This is a genomic window from Brevundimonas sp. KH_060 (assembly GCF_057838275.1).
The window spans coordinates 149,453-169,902 of record NZ_CM174463.1 but is presented as its reverse complement, the minus strand read 5'-3'; the positions used below and the strand labels follow the sequence as shown (position 1 = coordinate 169,902).

The 20,450-nt window shown below is 68.0% G+C and carries 24 protein-coding genes; 6 read left to right on the top strand and 18 right to left on the bottom strand.

Annotation, left to right across the window (positions count from 1 at the left end):
- Positions 1-54 precede the first annotated feature (54 nt).
- The 7 genes from AC3IPP_RS00895 to rsfS all read right to left on the bottom strand — a co-directional run bounded on the left by AC3IPP_RS00895 (position 55) and on the right by rsfS (position 6,641).
- Entirely contained in the window at positions 55-252 is a 198-nt protein-coding gene (locus tag AC3IPP_RS00895; RefSeq protein ID WP_087139572.1) for a hypothetical protein, read from the bottom strand.
- Between the two features lie 62 nt (positions 253-314).
- Complete coding sequence (locus AC3IPP_RS00890) at positions 315-1,538, bottom strand: hypothetical protein (protein WP_489149996.1); 1,224 nt, start codon at positions 1,536-1,538, stop codon at positions 315-317.
- A 204-nt stretch (positions 1,539-1,742) separates the two neighbouring features.
- Positions 1,743-2,984: a divergent polysaccharide deacetylase family protein gene (locus AC3IPP_RS00885; protein WP_489149995.1), complete on the bottom strand. Its 1,242-nt coding sequence runs from the start codon at positions 2,982-2,984 to the stop codon at positions 1,743-1,745.
- A 96-nt stretch (positions 2,985-3,080) separates the two neighbouring features.
- Complete coding sequence (locus AC3IPP_RS00880) at positions 3,081-4,493, bottom strand: S41 family peptidase (protein WP_489149994.1); 1,413 nt, start codon at positions 4,491-4,493, stop codon at positions 3,081-3,083.
- Between the two features lie 150 nt (positions 4,494-4,643).
- Positions 4,644-5,738 carry a murein hydrolase activator EnvC family protein gene (locus AC3IPP_RS00875; RefSeq protein ID WP_489149993.1) on the bottom strand — a complete coding sequence of 365 codons (1,095 nt, stop codon included), beginning with the start codon at positions 5,736-5,738 and terminating at the stop codon, positions 4,644-4,646.
- Entirely contained in the window at positions 5,738-6,202 is a 465-nt protein-coding gene (gene rlmH, locus AC3IPP_RS00870) for a 23S rRNA (pseudouridine(1915)-N(3))-methyltransferase RlmH (RefSeq protein ID WP_087139576.1), read from the bottom strand. The genes AC3IPP_RS00875 and rlmH overlap by 1 nt, the downstream gene beginning before the upstream one ends.
- Before the next feature lie 4 nt (positions 6,203-6,206).
- Positions 6,207-6,641, bottom strand: coding sequence for a ribosome silencing factor (rsfS, locus tag AC3IPP_RS00865; RefSeq protein WP_179205022.1), 435 nt, complete (start codon positions 6,639-6,641; stop codon positions 6,207-6,209).
- A gap of 227 nt (positions 6,642-6,868) precedes the next feature.
- Here rsfS and AC3IPP_RS00860 point away from each other — a divergent pair, with 227 nt between their 5' ends.
- The gene (locus AC3IPP_RS00860; protein ID WP_489149992.1) at positions 6,869-8,062 is read left to right on the top strand and encodes an acyltransferase family protein; all 1,194 of its coding nucleotides are present in this window, start codon (positions 6,869-6,871) and stop codon (positions 8,060-8,062) included.
- Positions 8,059-8,565, top strand: a complete 507-nt coding sequence (locus AC3IPP_RS00855) for a YybH family protein (protein WP_489149991.1) — start codon at positions 8,059-8,061, stop codon at positions 8,563-8,565. The genes AC3IPP_RS00860 and AC3IPP_RS00855 overlap by 4 nt, the downstream gene beginning before the upstream one ends.
- Positions 8,566-8,583: 18 nt before the next feature.
- On the opposite strand, the gene AC3IPP_RS00850 is transcribed toward AC3IPP_RS00855, so the two are convergent.
- From AC3IPP_RS00850 to AC3IPP_RS00830, 5 genes are all read right to left on the bottom strand, one after another.
- Positions 8,584-9,159 carry a nicotinate-nucleotide adenylyltransferase gene (locus AC3IPP_RS00850; RefSeq protein ID WP_489177471.1) on the bottom strand — a complete coding sequence of 192 codons (576 nt, stop codon included), beginning with the start codon at positions 9,157-9,159 and terminating at the stop codon, positions 8,584-8,586.
- A 203-nt stretch (positions 9,160-9,362) separates the two neighbouring features.
- Positions 9,363-9,980 (bottom strand): DUF6655 family protein, encoded by a 618-nt coding sequence (locus AC3IPP_RS00845; RefSeq protein WP_087140929.1) that lies wholly within the window; start codon positions 9,978-9,980, stop codon positions 9,363-9,365.
- Positions 9,977-10,417 carry a VOC family protein gene (locus AC3IPP_RS00840; RefSeq protein WP_489149989.1) on the bottom strand — a complete coding sequence of 147 codons (441 nt, stop codon included), beginning with the start codon at positions 10,415-10,417 and terminating at the stop codon, positions 9,977-9,979. Before AC3IPP_RS00840 ends, AC3IPP_RS00845 begins: the two co-directional genes overlap by 4 nt.
- Before the next feature lie 8 nt (positions 10,418-10,425).
- The gene (locus AC3IPP_RS00835) at positions 10,426-10,665 is read right to left on the bottom strand and encodes a zinc-finger domain-containing protein (protein ID WP_087140931.1); all 240 of its coding nucleotides are present in this window, start codon (positions 10,663-10,665) and stop codon (positions 10,426-10,428) included.
- Positions 10,666-10,722: 57 nt separating this feature from the next.
- Positions 10,723-11,013 (bottom strand): hypothetical protein, encoded by a 291-nt coding sequence (locus AC3IPP_RS00830; RefSeq protein ID WP_087140932.1) that lies wholly within the window; start codon positions 11,011-11,013, stop codon positions 10,723-10,725.
- Positions 11,014-11,201: 188 nt separating this feature from the next.
- Here AC3IPP_RS00830 and AC3IPP_RS00825 point away from each other — a divergent pair, with 188 nt between their 5' ends.
- Positions 11,202-12,176 (top strand): ABC transporter ATP-binding protein, encoded by a 975-nt coding sequence (locus AC3IPP_RS00825; RefSeq protein WP_489149988.1) that lies wholly within the window; start codon positions 11,202-11,204, stop codon positions 12,174-12,176.
- 187 nt (positions 12,177-12,363) lie between these two features.
- Here AC3IPP_RS00825 and AC3IPP_RS00820 read toward each other — a convergent pair whose 3' ends face one another.
- On the bottom strand, positions 12,364-12,759 hold the full coding sequence (locus tag AC3IPP_RS00820; protein ID WP_489149987.1) for a Tat pathway signal protein: 396 nt from the start codon (positions 12,757-12,759) through the stop codon (positions 12,364-12,366).
- Positions 12,760-12,837: 78 nt separating this feature from the next.
- Here AC3IPP_RS00820 and AC3IPP_RS00815 point away from each other — a divergent pair, with 78 nt between their 5' ends.
- Entirely contained in the window at positions 12,838-13,317 is a 480-nt protein-coding gene (locus tag AC3IPP_RS00815) for an RNA pyrophosphohydrolase (protein WP_489149986.1), read from the top strand.
- A gap of 262 nt (positions 13,318-13,579) precedes the next feature.
- Here the strand turns inward: AC3IPP_RS00815 and AC3IPP_RS00810 are convergent, their stop codons facing one another.
- The 5 genes from AC3IPP_RS00810 to AC3IPP_RS00790 all read right to left on the bottom strand — a co-directional run bounded on the left by AC3IPP_RS00810 (position 13,580) and on the right by AC3IPP_RS00790 (position 18,474).
- Positions 13,580-13,849: an ATP synthase F1 subunit epsilon gene (locus AC3IPP_RS00810; protein WP_003167474.1), complete on the bottom strand. Its 270-nt coding sequence runs from the start codon at positions 13,847-13,849 to the stop codon at positions 13,580-13,582.
- Between the two features lie 3 nt (positions 13,850-13,852).
- Entirely contained in the window at positions 13,853-15,376 is a 1,524-nt protein-coding gene (atpD, locus tag AC3IPP_RS00805; protein ID WP_087140936.1) for a F0F1 ATP synthase subunit beta, read from the bottom strand.
- Positions 15,377-15,413: 37 nt separating this feature from the next.
- On the bottom strand, positions 15,414-16,283 hold the full coding sequence (locus tag AC3IPP_RS00800) for a F0F1 ATP synthase subunit gamma (RefSeq protein ID WP_087140937.1): 870 nt from the start codon (positions 16,281-16,283) through the stop codon (positions 15,414-15,416).
- A gap of 37 nt (positions 16,284-16,320) precedes the next feature.
- Positions 16,321-17,853 carry a F0F1 ATP synthase subunit alpha gene (gene atpA / locus AC3IPP_RS00795; RefSeq protein ID WP_125900372.1) on the bottom strand — a complete coding sequence of 511 codons (1,533 nt, stop codon included), beginning with the start codon at positions 17,851-17,853 and terminating at the stop codon, positions 16,321-16,323.
- 66 nt (positions 17,854-17,919) lie between these two features.
- Positions 17,920-18,474, bottom strand: a complete 555-nt coding sequence (locus AC3IPP_RS00790; protein ID WP_489149985.1) for a F0F1 ATP synthase subunit delta — start codon at positions 18,472-18,474, stop codon at positions 17,920-17,922.
- Between the two features lie 331 nt (positions 18,475-18,805).
- On the opposite strand from AC3IPP_RS00790, the gene AC3IPP_RS00785 reads away from it, so the two are divergent.
- Both AC3IPP_RS00785 and AC3IPP_RS00780 read left to right on the top strand, forming a co-directional pair.
- The gene (locus AC3IPP_RS00785; RefSeq protein WP_087140940.1) at positions 18,806-19,633 is read left to right on the top strand and encodes a TerC family protein; all 828 of its coding nucleotides are present in this window, start codon (positions 18,806-18,808) and stop codon (positions 19,631-19,633) included.
- 26 nt (positions 19,634-19,659) lie between these two features.
- Positions 19,660-20,448 carry a glutaminyl-peptide cyclotransferase gene (locus AC3IPP_RS00780; protein WP_489151083.1) on the top strand — a complete coding sequence of 263 codons (789 nt, stop codon included), beginning with the start codon at positions 19,660-19,662 and terminating at the stop codon, positions 20,446-20,448.
- The last annotated feature ends 2 nt before the right edge of the window (positions 20,449-20,450 follow it).

The window sequence follows — 20,450 nt, the reverse complement described above, 5'->3', positions numbered from 1 at the left end:
TATCGACAGACGATCACGCCTACCCGAGACGATCAAGCCAAAGGCCCAGTTGAACTACTTGCTCATCCAGGGACGCGAGGCCCCGCTCTTGATGCGGGCCGCCTGTTCGCGCTGGAAACGCCCGCCGCGCGGCGGCTTGGGCCGAGCGTCGATCGCCGCCTTCTTGAGCCGCAGCGCCCGCTGCACGGGCGTTTCGCCCGGAACGGCGTCCGCGGGTTCGGCGGCGGGGGCGTGATCGTCTTCGGTGCTCATGCTCACGATGTAGCACATCCGCCTCGCCCCCTGTCCATCGCGGCGGCGCCGATCAGGAGAAGTCAGGGGCGGCGTCGAATCGTCCAGTCACCCCCGCGCGGCCCCGGCGCCGTTTCCCAACCCGGCTTGAGCGTCAGCGTCCAGCCCTCTCCCTTCAGGCCGTCGTCGGTCGACAGGACGCCGTCATGAGCCACCGTGAGACGCGACCAGTCCGTCGATAACAGACCGTCCCGCTCGACCTCCAGAATACCCCAGTCCGCCGCGACCCGAATGACGCCGTAAACCGTCCCTTGGGGCGGCAAGGGCGTCACACGGTTGGGATCGAAGTTGAAGTTGGCTCCGGTCACCGGCGCGACCAGCAAGGGGCCGTCCACCAGACGGGCCCTGAGATGCGCGATGCGGACCGCCTGCACCCGCGCCCGCTCGGCCTCCTCGACCTGAAGCGCCCCTACGTCGTAGCGCGCGCCGCGAAGGGCGAAGGATTCGTCATCCGCAGCAGGCGACAGACCCAACGCCTGCGACAGCATCTGGGCCAGACCCTCGCGCCGATCCCAATTCGTCCGCCACTGAGGCGCCGCCGTGTCCAACAGCACGCCATAGGCCGGTCCCGTATAGTAGGCGAAGGATCGGGCGTATTCCCGCACCCGGTCGCCCTTTTCCAGGTGTTCGGCCAGATGGCGGACCATCGCATCGTCGCGCGAGAGGCGGCGTCCGGTGTATTCGGCGACCCCTTCGTGCCGTTCCATGGCGTCCTCGGCCACCTCAGCCTCGGGGAAGCGAGCATATCGCCAAGCGCGGAAGCTCAGCGCGTCCTCAGCCGCGCGACGGCGCTCAGCCGGGTCGTTCGCGACAAGCGCCGCCGACAACGCCCTCAACTCGAGCCGCAACGACACCCGCCCCGCCTCGGTCGCCAGATGCGGCTGATCGGCGTTGACGGCCTTGAGGCCGATCTCATCCTGAATGCGGTGCCAGGATTCGTGCATCAGCAGGATCGACCGCGCGGGCTCGTCCCCGGTCAGCGGCGCGATCAACATGGTCCAGACGCGGCCATTCCAGCGCACGGCCGTGTTGGCGATCGGCACGGCGTCTGGAAGACGCCCCTGAAAGACTTCGCCGTTTCGTTCCAACGGCGTGTCGGCGCCGTCTGTATTGGCGATAAATTCGCGCGTAGCAGGATCGGCGAGCATCATCGGCCCGCACAAGCTGACGCCCCACAAGCCGTTGTCGTCAGCCTCGCATAAAGCCTGCGCCTGATCGAAGGCGGCCGTCGCCGATGCGGCGTCCAATCGCGATTGCGCGGCTGCGCCTCCCACCGAAAAAAGAAGCAGAACCGCGCCCAGGCCGAGCCGTCTGCAAACGGGATATAGCGGCATGTCTCCCCCTTCCGATGACAATCGTCCGCGGCCCCCTCAAGAGCGGACGTCGATCATATGGCGGAGCTTGTAACGGCGAAAATATGACGCGGCGGCGTGCGCGCGGCGGACCTGACCCTACCGCCCCGGCCGTCGGGTCATCGCCGAGGCGGGGGCCAGTTGCAGGCCGCGGGCTTCCAGGCCCGCCGTCCAGCGGGCGGCGGCCTCGACGGTGACGGGGTAGGAGAAACCGGTCCCCAGAGCCGCGCCGTTGGTCTTGGCGGCGGCCTCCAGCGCGTTGAACTGGCGCAGGATGGCGGCGGGGGTCTGTTCCTCGTCCACCACGCGGTCGGCGCTGGCGCGGGCGAAGGCGCCGGGGCGACGGCGCATGGAGCCGTCGTCGAGAAAGGCCAGGCCGCGCTGGCGCAGGTTGGTCATCAGGGCCGTCACGCCCTCGTCCGAGGTCGCAAAGCGGTCGCCCAGATAGTTGGTCACGCCGAAATAGCCGGTGGCGCGCGCCAGCAGCCAGTCCAGCTTGACCGCCACATCGTCGGCGCCGCCGCTCGACAGCAGAGTGTAGGGGCCGGGATCGTTGTCGGGATAGCCGGTCGGCTCCATCGGCAGTTCGATCATCACCTCATGGCCGTGGGCGCGGGCCATGTCGATCCAGGTCTGAAGCCCCTCCGCGTAGGGCACGAAGGACAGCGTCACCTCGGCCGGCAGGCGCTCGATCGCCGCGCGGGTGGTGGCGCTGTTCAGACCCAGACCGCCGACCACCAGAGCCACCATCGGCTTGCCGTTCGAGCGGAAAGGCCGGGCGTAGGCCTGGGCCGGGACGCGGCCGTCGGCGGCGATGCGCGGCAGGGGGCCGTTCGGGCCGGGCTGGAACAGGCCCGCGATCGGCGCCTTGGCCAGGGGGTTGGAGGGCGCGCGCACCGGGGCGCTGAAACCCTGGCCCGAGGCCACGCTGGCGCCGTCAGGCAGGGTGATGAGGGCTTCGCCCGCCATCCCGGCGCCGCTCTCGCCCATCAGGGCCGGATCGATGGGGCCGAGGTCCTGATAGATGTCCAGACCGCTGAAACCGAAGGCTTCTGCGCCGGTCGGAGCCGTATCGGCGGCGACGGGCCGCTCCAGCACGGCGCTAGCCGTCGGCGCGCCTGCGCGCGGGTCGCCCAGCACGGCGACGAACAGGGCGGCGGCGCCGATGACGAAGACCCCGGCCGCGCCCGCCGCGACGGGCGGCTTCTTCAGGGCGTTCAGGACCGGCTCCATGGCGACGCGCGACCGGGGCTCCGGCGGCGCGCCTGCGGCGGCGGCGAGGGCGGACTGGCGCTTGGCGAACATGGTCAGGGCGGCGGCTCGGGCTTGCAGGCGCCGCACAGACGCGGCGCCCCTCAGCCTCAGTTAAGCCCTGCGTCGGTTAAGAAAGCCTAACGGCGCGTTCACCACGTTCGCAGGACGCGCCGGATGCGACGATCAGTCCGGCTTCGGTTCGTCCGGCTTGATCGTGACGGACGGCGTTTCGGGCGTGTCGGTCTTCGCCTCGGCCGTCTCGACCTTGTCTTCGCCGGGTTCGGTGATGACGATCCCCTCGGGCGCGGCGGCCAGCTTGGTCAGGTCGCCGCCGGCGCGCAGCACGTCCAGCGCCCGCTGCAGCTGATAGTCCTTGTCCTTGGCGTAGTCGGCGCCCGGCGCCTCGCGCGGGGTGTGCGGCCCCTTGCGCTCGGCCCCGATGGAGGAGTCCAGCGCCGTCGAATAGGCCGCCTCGGAATAGATGAAGCTGGAGCGCGAAACGATGCGGGCCTCAGCCTCGGAGCGCGCGACCTCCAGGTCCGGCTCGATGCCGATCTTCTGGATCGAACGCCCCGACGGCGTGTAGTAGCGCGCCGTGGTGATCGACAGGGCGCCGTCCTGGCCGCCGCGCAGCGGGATCACCGTCTGCACCGACCCCTTGCCGAAGCTGGTCAGGCCGACGACCGTCGCCCGCTCCTGATCCTTCAGGGCGCCCGCCACGATCTCGGACGCCGAGGCCGAGCCGTAGTTGATCAGCACCACGACCGGCAGGCCGCCAGTCAGGTCGCCCGGCTTGGCGGCGTAGCGTTCGATATCCTCGGGCTTGCGGCCGCGCTGGCTGACGATCTCGCCGCGCTCCAGGAAGGCGTCCGACACGTCGATGGCCGCCGTCAGCAGGCCGCCGCCGTTGTTGCGCAGGTCCAGCACATAGCCCTTGAGGCCCGGCTTCTCGCGCTTCAGCCGCTCGATGGTCTCGGTCAGCTCGCGGCCGGTGTTCTCGTTGAAGGTCGAGATGCGCAAATAGCCGAAGTCGCCTTCCAGACGGCCGGTGACGGATTCGACCTTGATGACCTCGCGCGTCAGCACGACCTCGCGCGGCTCCTCGCCGTCGCGCAGGAAGGTGACGGTGACGCTGGTGCCCGTGGCGCCGCGCAGCTTGTCCGAGACCTCGGACACCGTCAGACCCGCCGCGTTCTGGCCGTTGACGGCGCTGATGACGTCACCCGCCTGGACGCCCGCGCGGCCCGCCGGGCTGTCGTCCATCGGCGAGATAACCTTCACCAGCCCGCCCTCGGAGGTGATGGTCAGGCCGACGCCGGAATATTCGCCCGTCGTCCGTTCGCGCAGGTCGCCGAAAGCCTTGGCCGGCAGGTAGTTGGAGTGCGGGTCGAGCGCCGTCATCATGCCCTGAAGGGCGGCCTCAATCAGCTTCTTGTTGTCGACCGGAACGACATAGGCCTGTTCGACGATGCCCAGCACGTCGCCGAACATCTCGAGCATGCGGAAGGTCTCGTTGCGCGGGGTCTGGCTGGCCACGGCCGCCGCCGATCCGCCCAACGCCAGGGCGGCGGCGCCCACGAGAAGCAGTTTACGCATTCGGTCTCTTTCCATCGGATCCGCTTTCGGCTCCGGTCGTCCAGGGCGGCGCGGGCGCCTGAAAAAGGCGCGCACGACAGTTGGCCCGATACAAACAGCGTCTGCGCCGATTTGAAAGGAATTTCGCGCGGTTGCCTCTCGGACGACGCCCTACTGCAGCCAGGGCGCGGGATCGATGGGCCGCTCCTGACGACGCAGTTCGAAATAGGCTTCGCCGTCCTCGCCGGTGCGGCCCAGGGTCTGGCCGTCCCCGACGCGCTGGCCGGTCTCGACCTCCAGCCGGTCCAGACCCGCGATCACGGCGCGCCAGCCGGGACCGAGGTCCAGGATCACCACCTCGCCCCATTCCTTCAGCGGCCCGGCGTAGGCGACGCGGCCGGCAGCCGGCGCGCCCACGGCCTCATGGCTGGAGCGCCAGCTCCACCCGGCCGAGCGACCGCCGAAACGCTGGGACGGCGCGCCCGCGATGGGCGGCGTCAGGCGGCTGCGGCCCGCAGGCAGGCGAGCGGCCGGAGCTTCTTCCGGCGCCTCGGCGATCCGAGGCGCCTGACCGCCCAATTCGCGAATGCGCGCCTCCAGCGCCTTGGTGGCGCGCTCCGCCCGCGCCGCCTCGGCCCGCAGGACGGAGCGCAGGGCGGTCTTGCGTGCGGTCAGCCCCTCGATCTCGGCGCGGCGGTCGTTCTGGGCGCTCTCGACGGTGAACAGCCGCTCGCTGGACAGGGCGGCCAGACGGCGGATGCGACCGACCTCGGCCTGGCGCTCGACCAGGGTTTCGGCCCGGTTCTGAAGCTCGGGCGTGATGGCGCGGATCAGGATGGAGGCGCGCACCGTGTCCACCGCCTGATCGGCCGGGATCAGCAGGGGCGGCGGCGGCTCGCGGCTCATCATCTGCAGAGCGGACAGCAGTCGGCCCTGCGCCGCGCGCTCGCGCGACAGGGCGGCCAGCAAGGCCGCTTCACGATCGCCCAGCTCCTTCAGGCGGGCGCGCTGGGCTTCCAGCTGCACGTCGTCTTCGGCCTCGGCGCGGCGCAGATCGCGTAACTGGCGGTCCAGGTCGACGATCTCCTCGGCGGCGGCGGCGGCTTCGGCCCTCAGGCGGCGGGCGCGGGCGGTCTCGTCGCGATACTCGGCCTGAAGCCGGGTCAGTTCGGCGTTCGGCTGGGCCGCGCGCTGGCTGGCCGCCGGCCCGGCCAGGGCCAGCAGCAGGCTGGAGGAGGTCAGAAGAAAAAAGGGCCCGCGTCGCATCAGTCGCGATGATAGGGCGAACCGGCCAGAATGGTCACGGCCCGATACAACTGCTCGGCCAGCATGGCGCGGGCCAGGGCATGGGGCCAGGTCTGAGGCCCGAAGGCCAGGGTCGAACGCGCGGCGCGGCGCACGCTCTCGTCCAGGCCGTCGGCGCCGCCGATGACGAAAACCACCCGTCGCTCGCCCTGGTCGCGCAGGGTCGCCAGATGGTCGGCGAAGGCCCGCGAAGCATAGGTCTTGCCCCGTTCGTCGCAGGCGATCAGATGCGCGCCTTCGGCGGCGGCGAGCAGCAGCTCGGCCTCCGGCGCCTTGCCGGGCTTCTTCGGCTCAAGATCGATGAGTTCGAGGGGACCCAGGCCCAGGGGCCGCCCCGAAAGGGTGGCCCGCCGGGCGTAGTCGTCGGCCAGGACAGCCTCGGGACCGCGGCCCGGCTTGCCGATGGCCGCGATCGCCAGTTTCATGCAGTCAGTCCCTAGCGGGGCCGCCGCGGTGGGCGCTGTCTACCGCCCAGATCTTTTCGATGTTGTAGAAGGTGCGCACTTCCGGGCGGAACAGGTGGACGATGACGTCGCCTGCATCCAGCAGCACCCAGTCGCAATGCGGCAGACCCTCGACCTTCACCTTGCCCAGCCCCTGCTCCTTGAACAGGCGCAGCAGGTGGTCGGCGATGGCGCCGACGTGGCGGTGTGAGCGGCCCGAAGCCACGATCATGGCGTCGGTCATCGGGCTCTTGCCGCGCAGGTCGATCAGGACGATGTCCTGCGCCTTGTCGTCGTCGAGTTTGGCGAGGATGGCCTGCTCCAGCTCGGTCGCGCCGACCGGCAGAGGCTGGCGCTCGTCGCTACTGGGGCCGTCCTCGGCCTGACCGTCTTCGGAATGGACGGAATCCATCAGGTCCATTTCGTGCGCCGCGTTCGAAACAGCGTCTTGCGCATCATGCGCGGTCGAGGGGGTCAGCGGAGGGCTCCGAGGCGATTACTAAAAGCCGATGATAGCACGCCTCGTGCAAAACGTCACCCACGCCAGGGACAAGAGCCTCTGCGCCTTCTCTCGGCCGCCCCGGGCGAGGGGTACGCCGTAAAACTGCGTAGACGGATCATGAGCCAGGCTCGTGGAGGGGCGCTGCCGTGACCAGGAATGAAGCCGTCGCCAGGACTGCGCCTGCGCGCGAAAGCGAGGCGGCCGGTGCGTCAGGCCGTGCGCCGCCCCACCCCTTCCCGCCGGTGATGGAGCCGCTGACCAGCGTCCGCTTCCTGCTGGCGCTGGGGGTGGTGCTTTTCCACTATCAACTGATGTGGACCCTGCCGCCCGAGGCCGCCGGCCTGTTGAACCGGGCGCGCCTGGGAGTCGATATCTTCTTCATCCTGTCGGGTTTCATCCTCGCCCACGTCTATCTGCAGGGTGAAGGGCCGCCCGACTATCGACGCTTCATCGTCGCGCGCTTCGCCCGCATCTATCCGGCCCACGCCGTCATCATGCTGGGGATGCTGGTCATGGTGCTGGGCGCGAGCCTGGTCGGCGTCGGCCTGGAGCCCGGCCGCTTCAACGCGCCCGACTTCATCCAGTCCATGCTGCTGACCCAGGCCTGGTTCCCGCGCTCCACCATGGCGCTGTGGAACGGCCCCGCCTGGTCCTTGTCCGCCGAGTGGTTCGCCTATCTGATCTTCCCCGTCTACGCTTGGATCGCCTTGCGGCTGAGGGATCGGCCTGTCGTCCTGATCGCCCTGGCGATCACGCTGTTCGCGGTGCTGGACGCCGGCTACCGCATGGCCTTCGGCGTCATCCTGCCGCGCGCCGAAGACAATCTGGGCGTTCTGAGAATCCTGCCTGAATTCCTGTTCGGCATCGGCCTCTACTTCCTGGGCCAGCGCCTGCGCCTCAGCCCCAGGGCCGCAATCGGCGCCGTGGTCGTCGCCAGTCTGGCCATGCTGGCCGCCATGCAGGCCTCCCTGGACGACCGGCTGATCGTGGCCCTGGCCGGTCCGTTGATCCTCAGCCTGGCCCTGCTGGCCAAGCCCGGGGCCCGCACCTTCCTGTCGAACCCCGTCTGGCTGTTCGCGGGCGAGGCCTCCTACGCCCTCTATCTGGTCCACATTCCGCTGGTGATGGTCTGGCGCAATGCGATGCAGGCGCTGCTGGGCCTCGACGGCGACTACCGCATGGCCCCTCTCGAACTGGCCGCGTTGCTGGCCCTCACCCTCGCCGCCGCCGCCGTGATCCACGTCGCCGTCGAACAGCCCGGCCGCAGGCTCCTGCGACGCTGGCTCAACCGTCCCGGCGCGCGCGTCGGCGCGCCGCTCACCCAAGGAGAAACCGGATGAACCGCCTCTTCACGTCCGCCGCCGTCCTGGCGTTCTTCATGGCCGCCCAGGCCCCTGCCGCCGCAGCGCATGATCCCGCCTCGAGCGCCCCCGCCGCCCGCCCGACCGCGGAGGCGGACGTCTTGGCCGTGCTGCAAGGCTATCGCGCCAGCCTGGGCGCTCTGGACGCTCCCGCCGCCGCCCGGTTCTTCTGGCCGGACTCCCAGGTGTTCGAACAGGGCGGGGTCGAGGGCGACTTCGCCCGCTATCTGGAGCGTCACCTGGGGCCTGAGTTGCTGGTCTTCTCGGCTTTCGAGATAATCGATCCAAGCGTGCGCATCGTCGTCGCAGGCGACACCGCCTATGCGACCGAGACCTATCGCTTCCGCATAGCCTTCAAGGACGCCGCCCGCGCGCCGGTCGAACGGCAGGGCGTGGCCACCAGCATGCTGGAGCGACGCAACGGCGAATGGCGCATCGTCAGCTACCACTCGTCCTCGCGCGCGCCCCGCGCCGCGCACTGACGGATCAGACCCGCGCCTTCACTCCGCCGCGCGCGTCGCCCGGATGGCGGTGGAGGAGCGGTGATTCAGCGGCGCCGTCAGATAGGTCCAGGCCGGCGCCTCCAGATTGGGCAGCAGTCCGGCCTGGGCGGCGGGAATGCGATATCGGGCGAACCGCGCCGCCGCCGGCGCCGTGCGGCTGTCCAGCAGACTTCCCGGCCGGGCGATCACCGCCACCGGCATCAACCGCATGATGTCGGTCCAGCCCCGCCAGCGGTGGAAGCCCGCCAGATTGTCCGACCCCATCAGCCAGACGAAGTGCACGCCCGGATGGCGCGCGACGATGGCGCGCAGGGTGTCGACGGTCCAGCCCGTGCCCGCCCGCGTCTCGAAGTCCGAGACGATCATGGCCGGGCCGACCGTAGCCGCCACGGCGCGCGCCGAGGTCATGCGGTCCGACAGAGGCGCGGTCTCGTGGTTGGATTTCAACGGATTCTGCGGCGACACCAGCCAGACCACCCGGTCCAGGTCCAGCCGCTGCAGGGCCGTGGCCGCCACATGGGCGTGGCCGTCGTGGGCCGGATTGAACGAGCCGCCGAACAGGCCGACCTTCATCCCCGGCGCCAAATCCAGCCCGTCGCGCAGGGCGCCTCGGCGAAGACCGGAGCCTTTCGGCGCGGGACCGGCGTGAAAGAAGGACAAGGGCGTCTCTTGCGGCGGCGGCGAACAGATGAGCGCGGCCAACGCCTTATGCTCACCTGCGCCCTAACACGGTCCGAAGCGGCTGTCTCGCTCCGCGAACGGAGCGAGCCTTCACGCTAGAATTCCTTCCAGCTCGAGCCCGGATCACGCTCGCCCGGCTGGGCCAGTTGCTGGCCCCAGGTGATCATCATGAAGGCCTTGTGGCTGCGGATCTTGTACTGGCCGATCATCGGCGTGACGGCGCCCAGCGGCATCCCCGTGCGCGCGTCGTAGAGGAAGCCCGAGAACTCGGCCACGCCCATGCGGTCGCGGTTGGAATAGAGCGACAGCTCCGGCAGGGAGACGACGTTCAGACTCTCATTGATCGGCACCCGCATGTCGGGAATGCCCACCACCCGGCGCAGCTGGTCCAGCGACAACGCCCCGGCGCGCACCTCGAAGATGGCGTCGGCCTCACCCCGCTCGCGCACGATGGCGTAACCGGCTTCCGACAAGGCGGCGCGGATGGCGCTCAGCGCATAGCGGGCGTTTTCGGCCTGGAAATAGGTCTCGTCGACGAAGACGCGCGCGCCCTGCGGGATCGGCAAGGTCAGCCCCTCGACCGCGCGGTCGGCGGCGCGGTTGACCAGCAGCATGTCGGTGGCCGTCCGCGCCGGATTGGTCTCCGTCACCGAGGCGCAAGCGCCTAAGCTCAGGACCGCCAGACACAGGATAAGACGCCGGGCGACGATCACCAGGCGCCCACGTTCGGCATGGAGGCCCAGGGCTCGGCCGGGGCCAGACGCTCGCCCGCCTGCAGCAGCTCGATGGAGACGCCGTCCGGCGAACGGACGAAGGCCATGTGGCCGTCGCGCGGCGGACGGTTGATGACGACGCCGCCGTCCATCAATCGCTGGCAGGCGGCGTAGATGTCGTCGACCTGAAACGCCAAGTGGCCGAAGTTGCGGCCGCCGTCGTAGTCCTGATCGTCCCAGTTGTAGGTCAGCTCGACCTCGGGCGACTTCTCGGCTTCGGCGCGGGCCTTGTCGGCGGGCGCGGCCAGATAGACCAGGGTGAAGCGCCCGGCCTCATAGTCGGCGCGGCGCGTCTCCTCCAGACCCAGCAGGTCGCGGTAGAAGCGCATCGAAGCGTCCAGATCCTTCACCCGGACCATGGCGTGCAGATAACGCATGGCCAGGCTCAGTGCGCCTCGGGCGGGCGCGCCGCCGGGTCCAGGTATTCGCTTTCGGGACGCGGATGATCCGACAGCACGAAGCGGCGGTCGCAGTAGCTGCACTCGATGAAGTCGTCCTCGCCCATGTCCATATAGACCAGCGGGTGGCCCAGGGCCCCGCCGCCGCCGTCGCAGGCGACGCGCTTGGTCGAGACCACGATCTCTTCGGGCGGAGGAATGACGGCGTCGAGATGGCGGGGAGGCATGATCCGGTCCGGTCTGGAAAGGCTTTGCGCCGTTCCTAGGCGGACCGGACCGTCAGGTCAAACGTCGGAGGGAGCGGCCTTGCGGCCCATCACCTTGTCGAACAGGGCCTTGCGCTTCTTGAACAGGGTCAGACCCAGGCAGCCCGCGCCGACCCACAGGCCGATCTCGCCGATCACGGCGGCGACCGCAGCGATGATCGCCGCCTGGGTCATGGGCAGATAGTCCAGCTTTCCGGCCCCCAGGGCCAGGGCGAAGGCGGTGTAGCCGATGGCGCAGACGCCCATGGCGGCGAAGCCGATGATGCGGGTGCGGGTCAGAGGCTTGCGGGTAGCGACGGCGGTGGTCATGGCGTGTCCTCATCCAAGTGAAGTTGTCTTTCTGACAAGGAAGCTAGACATGACAATCAACTGCGTCAAGCACCATTTACATATCGTCTCGCAACCTTGTCTCGCCTCGCGCGTCAGCCGCTTGGCGAACGGTCCCGCGCGCCCTACCTATGCCGTCCGAACACCCTGCCCGAGTTGAAGTCCGCACCATGACCCAAGCCCCCGCCCTGCCCGTCAACGCCATCGAGGTCAGGGGGCTGAAGAAGACCTACAAGGGCTCGCGCAAGTCGCCGCCGAAGACGGCCCTGCGCGGGGTCGACCTGACGGTGCCGCGCGGCTCGATGTTCGGCCTGCTGGGCCCGAACGGCGCGGGCAAGTCGACCCTGATCAACATCATCGCCGGGGTGGTGAACAAGTCCGAGGGCACGGTCCGCATCTGGGATCGCGACATCGACCATGAGGCGCGCGACGCCCGCTCGGCGCTCGGCGTGGTGCCGCAGGAAATCGTCGCCGACGTCTTCTTCACCCCGCGCGAGGCGCTGGAGGTCCAGGCGGGATTCTACGGCGTGCCCGCCAACGAGCGCCGCTCGGACGAGCTGCTGGCCGCGCTCGGCCTGTCGGACAAGGCCAACGCCTATGTCCGCGCCCTGTCCGGCGGCATGAAGCGGCGCCTGATGGTGGCCAAGGCCCTGGTGCACAATCCGCCCGTGCTGATCCTGGACGAGCCGACGGCGGGCGTGGACGTCGAGCTGCGCCGCCAACTTTGGGAGTACGTCCGCAAGATCAACGAGGAGGGGGTGACGGTGATCCTGACCACCCACTACCTCGAAGAGGCGCAGGAGCTGTGCGACACCATCGCCATCATCAACCGCGGCGAGGTCGTGGCCTGCGAGCCGACCGAACAGCTTCTGAAACGGCTGGACACCCGCAACGTCGTGGTGACGCCCGAGACGACGCCTGAAACCCTGCCCGCCCTGAACGGCTTCACCGTCGCCCCGCGCGCCAATGGCGCCTTCGTCGTCACCTATCGGACGGGCGAATCCAGCGTCGAGCAGGTGCTGGCCGCCGTGCGCGCCGCGGGCGTGACCATCAAGGATATCGCCACCGAGGACCCAGACCTGGAAGACGTCTTCCTGGCCATGACCTACGGCGATACCAGCCGCCCCGATCCAACGCAGGATTGAGGACGCGGGCCTCGTCCCGCCCTCTTCCCTCTTCGCCTCTCCCTCTTCCACGCCGTCATCCTCGGGCTTGACCCGAGGATCCAGCGCAGTGCGCGCTCAACCTGGCTTACGTCGTGTGGGCGGACAACTGGATCCTCGGGTCAAGCCCGAGGATGACGGCAGCTATGAGCGTGAATGACGCCTCGCCTCAAACCACCATCACCGTGCCCAGCAGCAGCTTGGCCCCCGGTTTGCCCAAGATGGCGTCCGTGGCGTGCTGCAGGGCGATGATCAGCCATTCGACATTGGGCGGCGCGTCCGGCAGCAACCGTTCGGCCGCGATGCTGACCACTTCATTATAGGCGGCGCTGAGGCGCGGCAGGGACAGTTGCGCCCGTTCCATCAGGGCGGCGTCGGCGACATCAAGGCCCGTCTCGACCGTCATCACCCCGCGCCGTCCGTCGCGCCGCAGCACCGTGGCCGTGGCGGTCGGCAGGGACAGATAGCCGCCCTTGCCGCCCCCGCTCTTCTCGGGCGAAGCGTGCGCCGCGCCCGCCAGCGCGAGGCCGCTCAGAGCGAGGCCGATCAGATGACGTCTGTCCATGACGCCACCCTAGACGCGCTCCCTTTCCCGGACGTTGACGCCTAGCCCCCGGCGGGGCGGCGGCGTATGCGAGAAGGCATGAACGCTGTCGATCTGTCCCTCTATCGCCCCAACGTCGGGGTCGTCCTGTTCAACCCGGCCGGCCAGGTCTGGTTCGGCCGCCGCGCCGACACGCCCGAGCCGTGGAACTGGCAGTTCCCACAGGGCGGCGTCGACGACGGCGAGGACCTGGAGGCCGCCGCCCGTCGCGAACTGCATGAGGAGACGGGCGTGCGCTCCATCGCTCTTCTGGGCCGCACGACGGAATGGATTCCCTATGACTTCCCCGAAGGCCTGCCGAGCCCGAAGAGCTGGAAGGGGCTGAAGGGCCAGCGCCAGCAGTGGTTCGCCTTCCGCCTGACCGGCGCCGAAGACGAGATCGACCTGAACGCCCACGGCGAACCCGAATTCGACGCCTGGCGCTGGGGGCGGCTGGAAGAAGCCCCCGGCCTGATCGTGCCCTTCAAACGGCCGGTCTATGAGCAGGTGGTGCGGGTGTTTGGAGAATGGGCGGTTTGAGGCCCCGCGCCTCTCTTCTCCCGCCCCTAATTCCACGCCGTCATCCTCGGGCTTGACCCGAGGATCCAGCCGTCCGCATGCTGAACCTTGACTAGGTGGAGCGCGTCCCGCACTGGATCCTCGGGTCAAGCCCGAGGATGACGGCAGAGATAATGGATGACGGCGCGAGGAGTGACGACGGCGGAGTTGGCGTCGGACATCGCGCACGAAAAAGGCCCCCCGCCGGAGCGAGGGGCCTTTGATCATTTCAGCCGTGCGAACCTCAGTTCGCGGTCAGCTCCGAAGCCTCTTCGGCCAGGATGGTCAGGCCTTCGCCGTTGACGTCGGCGAAGCCGCCCTTGACCTCGAAACGGCGGCGCTGGGCGCCGTCATAGACCGTCACAACGCCTTCGCGCAGGGTGGTCATGAAGGGCGCGTGACCGGGCAGGACGCCGAAGTCGCCCTCGACGCCCGGCGCATCGACCTGATCGACCGAACCGGCGAAGACTTCGCGTTCCGGGGCGACGAGGGAGAAGTTCAGCTTACCGGCCATGACTTAGGCTTCCGCGGCCATCTTGGCGGCCTTCTCGACAGCCTCTTCGATGGCGCCGACCATGTAGAAGGCGGCTTCCGGCAGGTGGTCGTATTCGCCGTCGCAGATCGCCTTGAACGAGCGGATGGTGTCGGCCAGTTCGACGAACTTGCCCGGCGAACCGGTGAACTGCTCAGCCACGAAGAAGGGCTGCGACAGGAAGCGCTGGATCTTGCGGGCGCGCGACACGATCAGCTTGTCGTCTTCCGACAGCTCGTCCATGCCCAGGATGGCGATGATGTCCTTCAGCGCCTTGTACTGCTGCAGGGTTTCCTGCACGCGGCGGGCGACGCGGTAATGCTCTTCGCCAATGACCAGCGGGTCCATGATCCGCGAGGTGGAGTCCAGCGGGTCCACGGCCGGGAAGATGGCCTGGGCGGCGATGTCGCGGTTCAGAACCGTGGTCGCGTCCAAGTGGGCGAACGAGGCGGCGGGCGCCGGGTCGGTCAGGTCGTCCGCGGGAACGTAGATGGCCTGGATCGAGGTGATCGAGCCCTTCTGCGTCGAGGTGATGCGCTCCTGCAGGTTGCCCATCTCGGTGGCCAGCGTCGGCTGATAGCCCACGGCCGACGGGATACGGCCCAGCAGAGCCGACATTTCCGAGCCGGCTTGCGTGAAGCGGAAGATGTTGTCGATGAACAGCAGGACGTCCTTGCCCTCTTCATCGCGGAAGTATTCGGCCTGGGCCAGGCCGGTCAGGGCGACGCGGGCGCGGGCGCCGGGGGGTTCGTTCATCTGGCCGTAAACCAGGGCGCACTTGGAGCCTTCGCCGCCGCCGGCGACGTTCACGTTCGACTCGATCATCTCGTGATACAGGTCGTTGCCTTCGCGGGTGCGTTCGCCCACGCCGGCCAGAACCGAATAACCGCCGTAAGCCTTGGCGATGTTGTTGATCAGTTCCTGCATGGTGACGGTCTTGCCGACGCCGGCGCCGCCGAACAGGCCGGTCTTGCCGCCCTTGGTGTAGGGGCAGATCAGGTCGATGACCTTGATGCCCGTGACCAGGATTTCCGACGAGGTCGACTGCTCTTCGAACGAAGGCGCCTCGCGGTGGATCGGGCGGAACTCGGTGGTCTTGATCGGACCGGCTTCGTCGATCGGCTGGCCGACGACGTTCATGATGCGGCCCAGCGTGCCCGGACCGACCGGAGCCATGATCGACTTGCCGGTGTCGACGACGGCCTGGCCGCGCGTCAGACCTTCGGTCGTGTCCATGGCGATGGTGCGGACCATGTTCTCACCCAGGTGCTGGGCGACTTCCAGGACCAGGGTGAAGGGCTCGCCCGTCTTCTGGTCGACGTTCTGGGTTTCCAGAGCGTTCAGGATGCCCGGCAGGTGGCCGTCGAACTCAACGTCGACGACGGCGCCGATGACCTGGGCGATCTTGCCCTGGCCCGTGACGGCGGCGGCGGCCTTCGGAGCGGCGGCCTTCTTGGGAGCGGCCGGCTTCTTGGCGGCGGGTTTCTTCGGGGCGGTGGTGTCGGTCATCGGTGCTTGTCCGTGTCGAATGTCAGCTGTGTCGGGATCAGAGCGCTTCAGCGCCGGCGATGATCTCGATCAGCTCGGTGGTGATCTGAGCCTGGCGGGAACGGTTGTACTGCAGCGTCAGGGCGCTGATGAGGTCGCCAGCGTTACGCGTGGCGTTATCCATCGCAGCCATCTGGGCGCCGAAGAAGCCAGCCTGGTTTTCCAACAGGGCGGCCAGAATCTGCGTCGTCAGGTTGCGCGGCAGCAGGGTCTCGAGGATGTCCTCTTCCGACGGCTCATATTCATAGAGCGCGCCGGCCTCGGCCGAGGCGTCCGCGTCGACTTCGGCCGGAGCCAGCTGACGCAGCGACGGGACCTGAGAGATCACCGACTTGAACTGGCTGTAGAAGAGGGTGACCTTGTCGGCCTCGCCCGCCTCGAACTTTTCGGCCAGCAGTTCGGCGATCGGCTGAGCCGAATGCATGCCCACCGTCTTGTGCTCGCTCAGTTCGAAGGTCTTGATGACCTTGTCGCCGAACAGGCGGGTCAGCTGGTCGCGCGACTTGCGGCCGACAGCCACGATCTCGACCGTCTTGCCGTTGGCGATCAGGCTGTTGATGTGGTCCCGCGCGGCGCGGATGACGTTGGTCGAGAAACCGCCCGCCAGACCCTTATCGGCCGTGGCGACGACGACCAGATATTTCTGGTCGGCGCCGGTTCCGGTCATCAGACGCGGGCCGTCGTCGCCGACGCCGGCGGCCAGATTGGCGATGACAGAGGCCATCCGCGACGCATAGGGGCGGGCGTTCTCCGCCTGCTCCTGGGCGCGCTTCAGCTTGGCCGCCGCGACCATCTGCATGGCTTTCGTGATCTTCTGCGTCGCTTTGACGCTTCCGATCCGATCGCGCATTTCCTTGAGGCTAGCCATCCGGCTCTGCTCTTCCTTTGACTACAGGGCCGAACGGTTAGGCGAAGGTCTTGGCGAAGGCCGCCAGGATATCCTTCAGCTCGGCTTCCAGCTCGGGCGTCAGGGCCTTCTTGGTGCGGATGCCGTCCAGCAGCGAAGCGTGGTTGGCGTGAACGCGGGCCAGAAGTTCGCTCTCGAAGCGGCCGACGTCCGAAACGGCGATGCCGTCCAGATAGCCGCGGGTGCCGGCGTAGATCGAGACGACCTGCTCTTCGACGGCCAGCGGCGAGTACTGCGGCTGCTTCAGCAGCTCGGTCAGGCGGGCGCCGCGCGCCAGCAGCTTCTGGGTCGAGATGTCCAGGTCCGAGCCGAACTTCGCGAAGGCGGCCATTTCACGATACTGGGCCAGTTCGCCCTTAATCGAACCGGCGACCTGCTTCATGGCCTTGATCTGGGCCGAGGAGCCCACGCGCGACACCGAGATGCCGACGTTCACGGCCGGACGGATGCCCTGGTAGAAGAGGTCCGATTCCAGGAAGATCTGGCCGTCGGTGATCGAGATCACGTTGGTCGGGATGTAGGCCGACACGTCGTTGGCCTGGGTTTCGATGATCGGCAGGGCGGTCAGCGAGCCCGAACCGTAGTCCTCGTTCAGCTTGGCCGAACGCTCCAGCAGGCGGCTGTGCAGGTAGAAGACGTCGCCCGGATAGGCTTCACGGCCCGGCGGACGGCGCAGCAGCAGCGACATCTGGCGGTAGGCCACGGCCTGCTTGGACAGATCGTCATAGATGATCAGGCCGTGCATGCCGTTGTCGCGGAAGTACTCGCCCATGGCGGTGCCGGCGAACGGAGCCAGGAACTGCAGCGGGGCAGGTTCCGACGCCGTGGCGGCCACGACGATGGTGTATTCCAGCGCGCCCGACTCTTCGAGGGTCTTGACGATCTGGGCCACGGTCGAACGCTTTTGGCCGATGGCGACGTAGATGCAGTACAGCTTGGCCGACTCGTCGTCCGACTTGTTGACGGCCTTCTGGTTCAGAATGGTGTCGATGGCGACGGCGGTCTTGCCGACCTGACGGTCGCCAATGATCAGCTCGCGCTGGCCGCGGCCGACCGGGATCAGGGTGTCGATCGCCTTCATGCCCGTCTGCATCGGCTCGTGAACCGACTTGCGCGGGATGATGCCGGGGGCCTTCACGTCGACGCGACGACGCTCGGTGAACTGGATCGGGCCCTTGCCGTCGATCGGCTCGCCCAGCGGGTTCACGACGCGGCCCAGCAGGCCCTTGCCGACCGGCACGTCCACGATTTCGCCCAGGCGGCGCACGTCGTCGCCTTCGGCGATGGCGGCGTCCGCGCCGAAGATCACGGCGCCGACGTTGTCGCGCTCCAGGTTCAGGGCCATGCCCTTCACACCGGCCTTGGTGAACTCGACCATTTCACCGGCCTGGACGTTGTCCAGACCGTGAATGCGCGCAATGCCGTCGCCGACCGACAGCACTTGGCCGACGTCCGAGACATCGGCTTCCACGCCGAAGTTGGCGATCTGCGACTTGAGGATGGCCGAGATTTCGGCGGCGCGGATATCCATGATTGGCTCTCTGGCTTTCGTCTTCGGTGCGGGCCCGCTGGCCCGGCTTGATCTGAAATTCGGGGCTTAGGCGCGCTTCAGCGCAAAGGTCATCTGGTCGAGCTTGGTCTTCAGCGAGGCGTCGAACAGTTTCGAGCCCACCTTGACCTTCAGCCCGCCCAGGATCGTCGGATCGACGCGGGCGGTCAGTTCGGGGTCGCGACCCAGGGCCGCGCGCAGCTCGGCCTGGATCTTCTTGGTCTGGGCGGCGCTCAGCGCCACGGCCGAGACCACCTCGGCGGCCACGACGCCCGTCTTCTTGGCGTAGAGCGCCTCGAAGCCGGCGATCACGCCCGGCAGGTCCGACGCACGCCCGTTCTGGCCCAGCAGGCCCAGGAAGTTGCGCGTCGTCGCATTGAACTTGGCCTTGTCGGCGATAGCGGCCAGGCCCTTGGCCTGATCAACCGACGCCACGACAGGCGAGGTGGCGAGACGGCGCAGGTCCGCGCTGTCCAGCCAAGCCGCCTTTAGCGCAGCCAGATCGGCGCGCACGGCGTCGAGCGCCCCCGTCTCGTCCGCGAGGTCGAACAGCGCTTGTGCATACCGTCCGCCGACTTCCGTCGTCCTGAAATCGTCCGCCACTTATATTGGTCCGCGTCTGAAGCGATTGTCGCAAGACCGGCCGCAGTCGCCTGCGCCAGCCAAGGGCCTGAAATGCTTATTGAAAGCACGCTGGGGACGCATCTTTCGATACGCCCTTCGCTAAAGCCGCGCGGCTGATACCATGCAAGGCCTCGCCTCGCAACCGACGGGCGCGGAACGATAACGCCGCACCCGCGCTCTCTTTGGTCGAATAGGACCGGCCAAGCTGGGTCCGACAGGAGGGCCTGCGACGACGACGACGCCATCAGACGCTTGATGCGCGCTCACGCTCCCGTTACCGAAAACCTTCCAACACCCATCAGGAACCCCGATGCTCGAAAGCATAACCCCGCTGTTGACCGATCCCGCCGCCTGGGCGGCCCTTGTGACCCTCGTGGTCATGGAGGTGGTACTGGGGATCGACAACCTGATCTTCATCTCGATCCTCTCGAACAAGCTCCCCCCCGAGCACCGCCAGCGCACGCGCCGCATCGGCATCGCCCTGGCGCTGATCATGCGTCTGGGCCTTCTGGCCACCATCGGCTGGATCGTCGGCCTGACCCAGCCCGTCTTCGACCTGGGCTTCCACGGCGAGACCTTCGACACCGCCTTCTCCTGGCGCGATCTGATCCTGATCGCCGGCGGCCTCTTCCTGGTCTGGAAGGCCACCAAGGAGATCCACCACGCCGTCGACGTCACCCCGTCGAACGACATGCTGGAGAAGGACAAGAAGGACGTCGTCATCAACAACGTCGGTTCGGCCATCTTCCAGATCATCCTGCTGGACCTGGTGTTCTCGATCGACTCCATCCTGACCGCCGTGGGCATGACCGATCACATCCCCATCATGATGGTGGCCGTGATCATCGCCGTGACCGTCATGCTGCTGGCCGCCGATCCGCTGGCCGACTTCATCGACAAGAACCCGACCGTGGTCATGCTGGCCCTGGGCTTCCTGCTGATGATCGGCGCCGTGCTGATCGCCGACGGCTTCGGCGTCCACGTGCCCAAGGGCTACATCTACGCCGCCATGGCCTTCTCGGCCCTGGTCGAGGGCCTGAACATGTGGTCGCGTAACGCCCAGATCAGAAAGAACCAGGCCGAGGACGCCGCCAAGGCCGCCCTCAACAAGGCCGAAACCGCCGAGCCAGGCGTCTAAACGTGCGTATCTGGCCGGTCCTGGCGATGCTTCTGCTGGCGCTTCCCGCGTCGGCGGCGGCGCAAGCGCCGGGGCCGGCCGCCTCTTCCCCCTCCGCTCCGCCCGCGCCCGCCCGTGTTCCGGTCTACGGCTATGAGGCGGTGCGAACCTTCCCCCACGATCCGACCGCCTTCACCCAGGGGCTGGTCATTCGCGACGGCGTGCTGATCGAGAGCACCGGCCGCAACCCCTCCAGCGTGCGCCGGGTGCGGTTGGAGGACGGCGTCGTGCTGCAGAAGCGCGATCTCGACCCTGAATATTTCGGCGAGGGCCTGACCGAGAAGGACGGCCGCGTCTTCTCCCTGTCCTGGATCAACGGCGTCGGCTTCATCTGGAGCGCGGACGACCTCCGCCCCGTCTCCCGCTTCGCCTATGCGGGCGAAGGCTGGGGGCTGACGCATGACGGGACACGCCTGATCCTGTCGGATGGATCAGCGGCCCTGCGCTTCTTCGACCCCGACACCCAGGTCGAGACCGGCCGCGTCTCCGTCACCCTGAACGGCCGCCCGGTGCGTCAGTTGAACGAGCTGGAATGGATCGACGGCGAGGTCTGGGCCAACGTCTGGCAGACCGACTACATCCTCCGCATCGAGCCGGAGTCCGGCCGCGTGGTCGGCGTCATCGACCTCAGCGGTCTGCTGCCGAAGGATCAGGTGAAGGACCCGGTCGACGACGTGCTGAACGGCATCGCCTGGGACGCGCAGAACCGCCGCCTGTTCGTCACCGGCAAGAACTGGCCCAGCCTGTTCGAGATCAAGCTGACCGGGCCGCGGTAGGA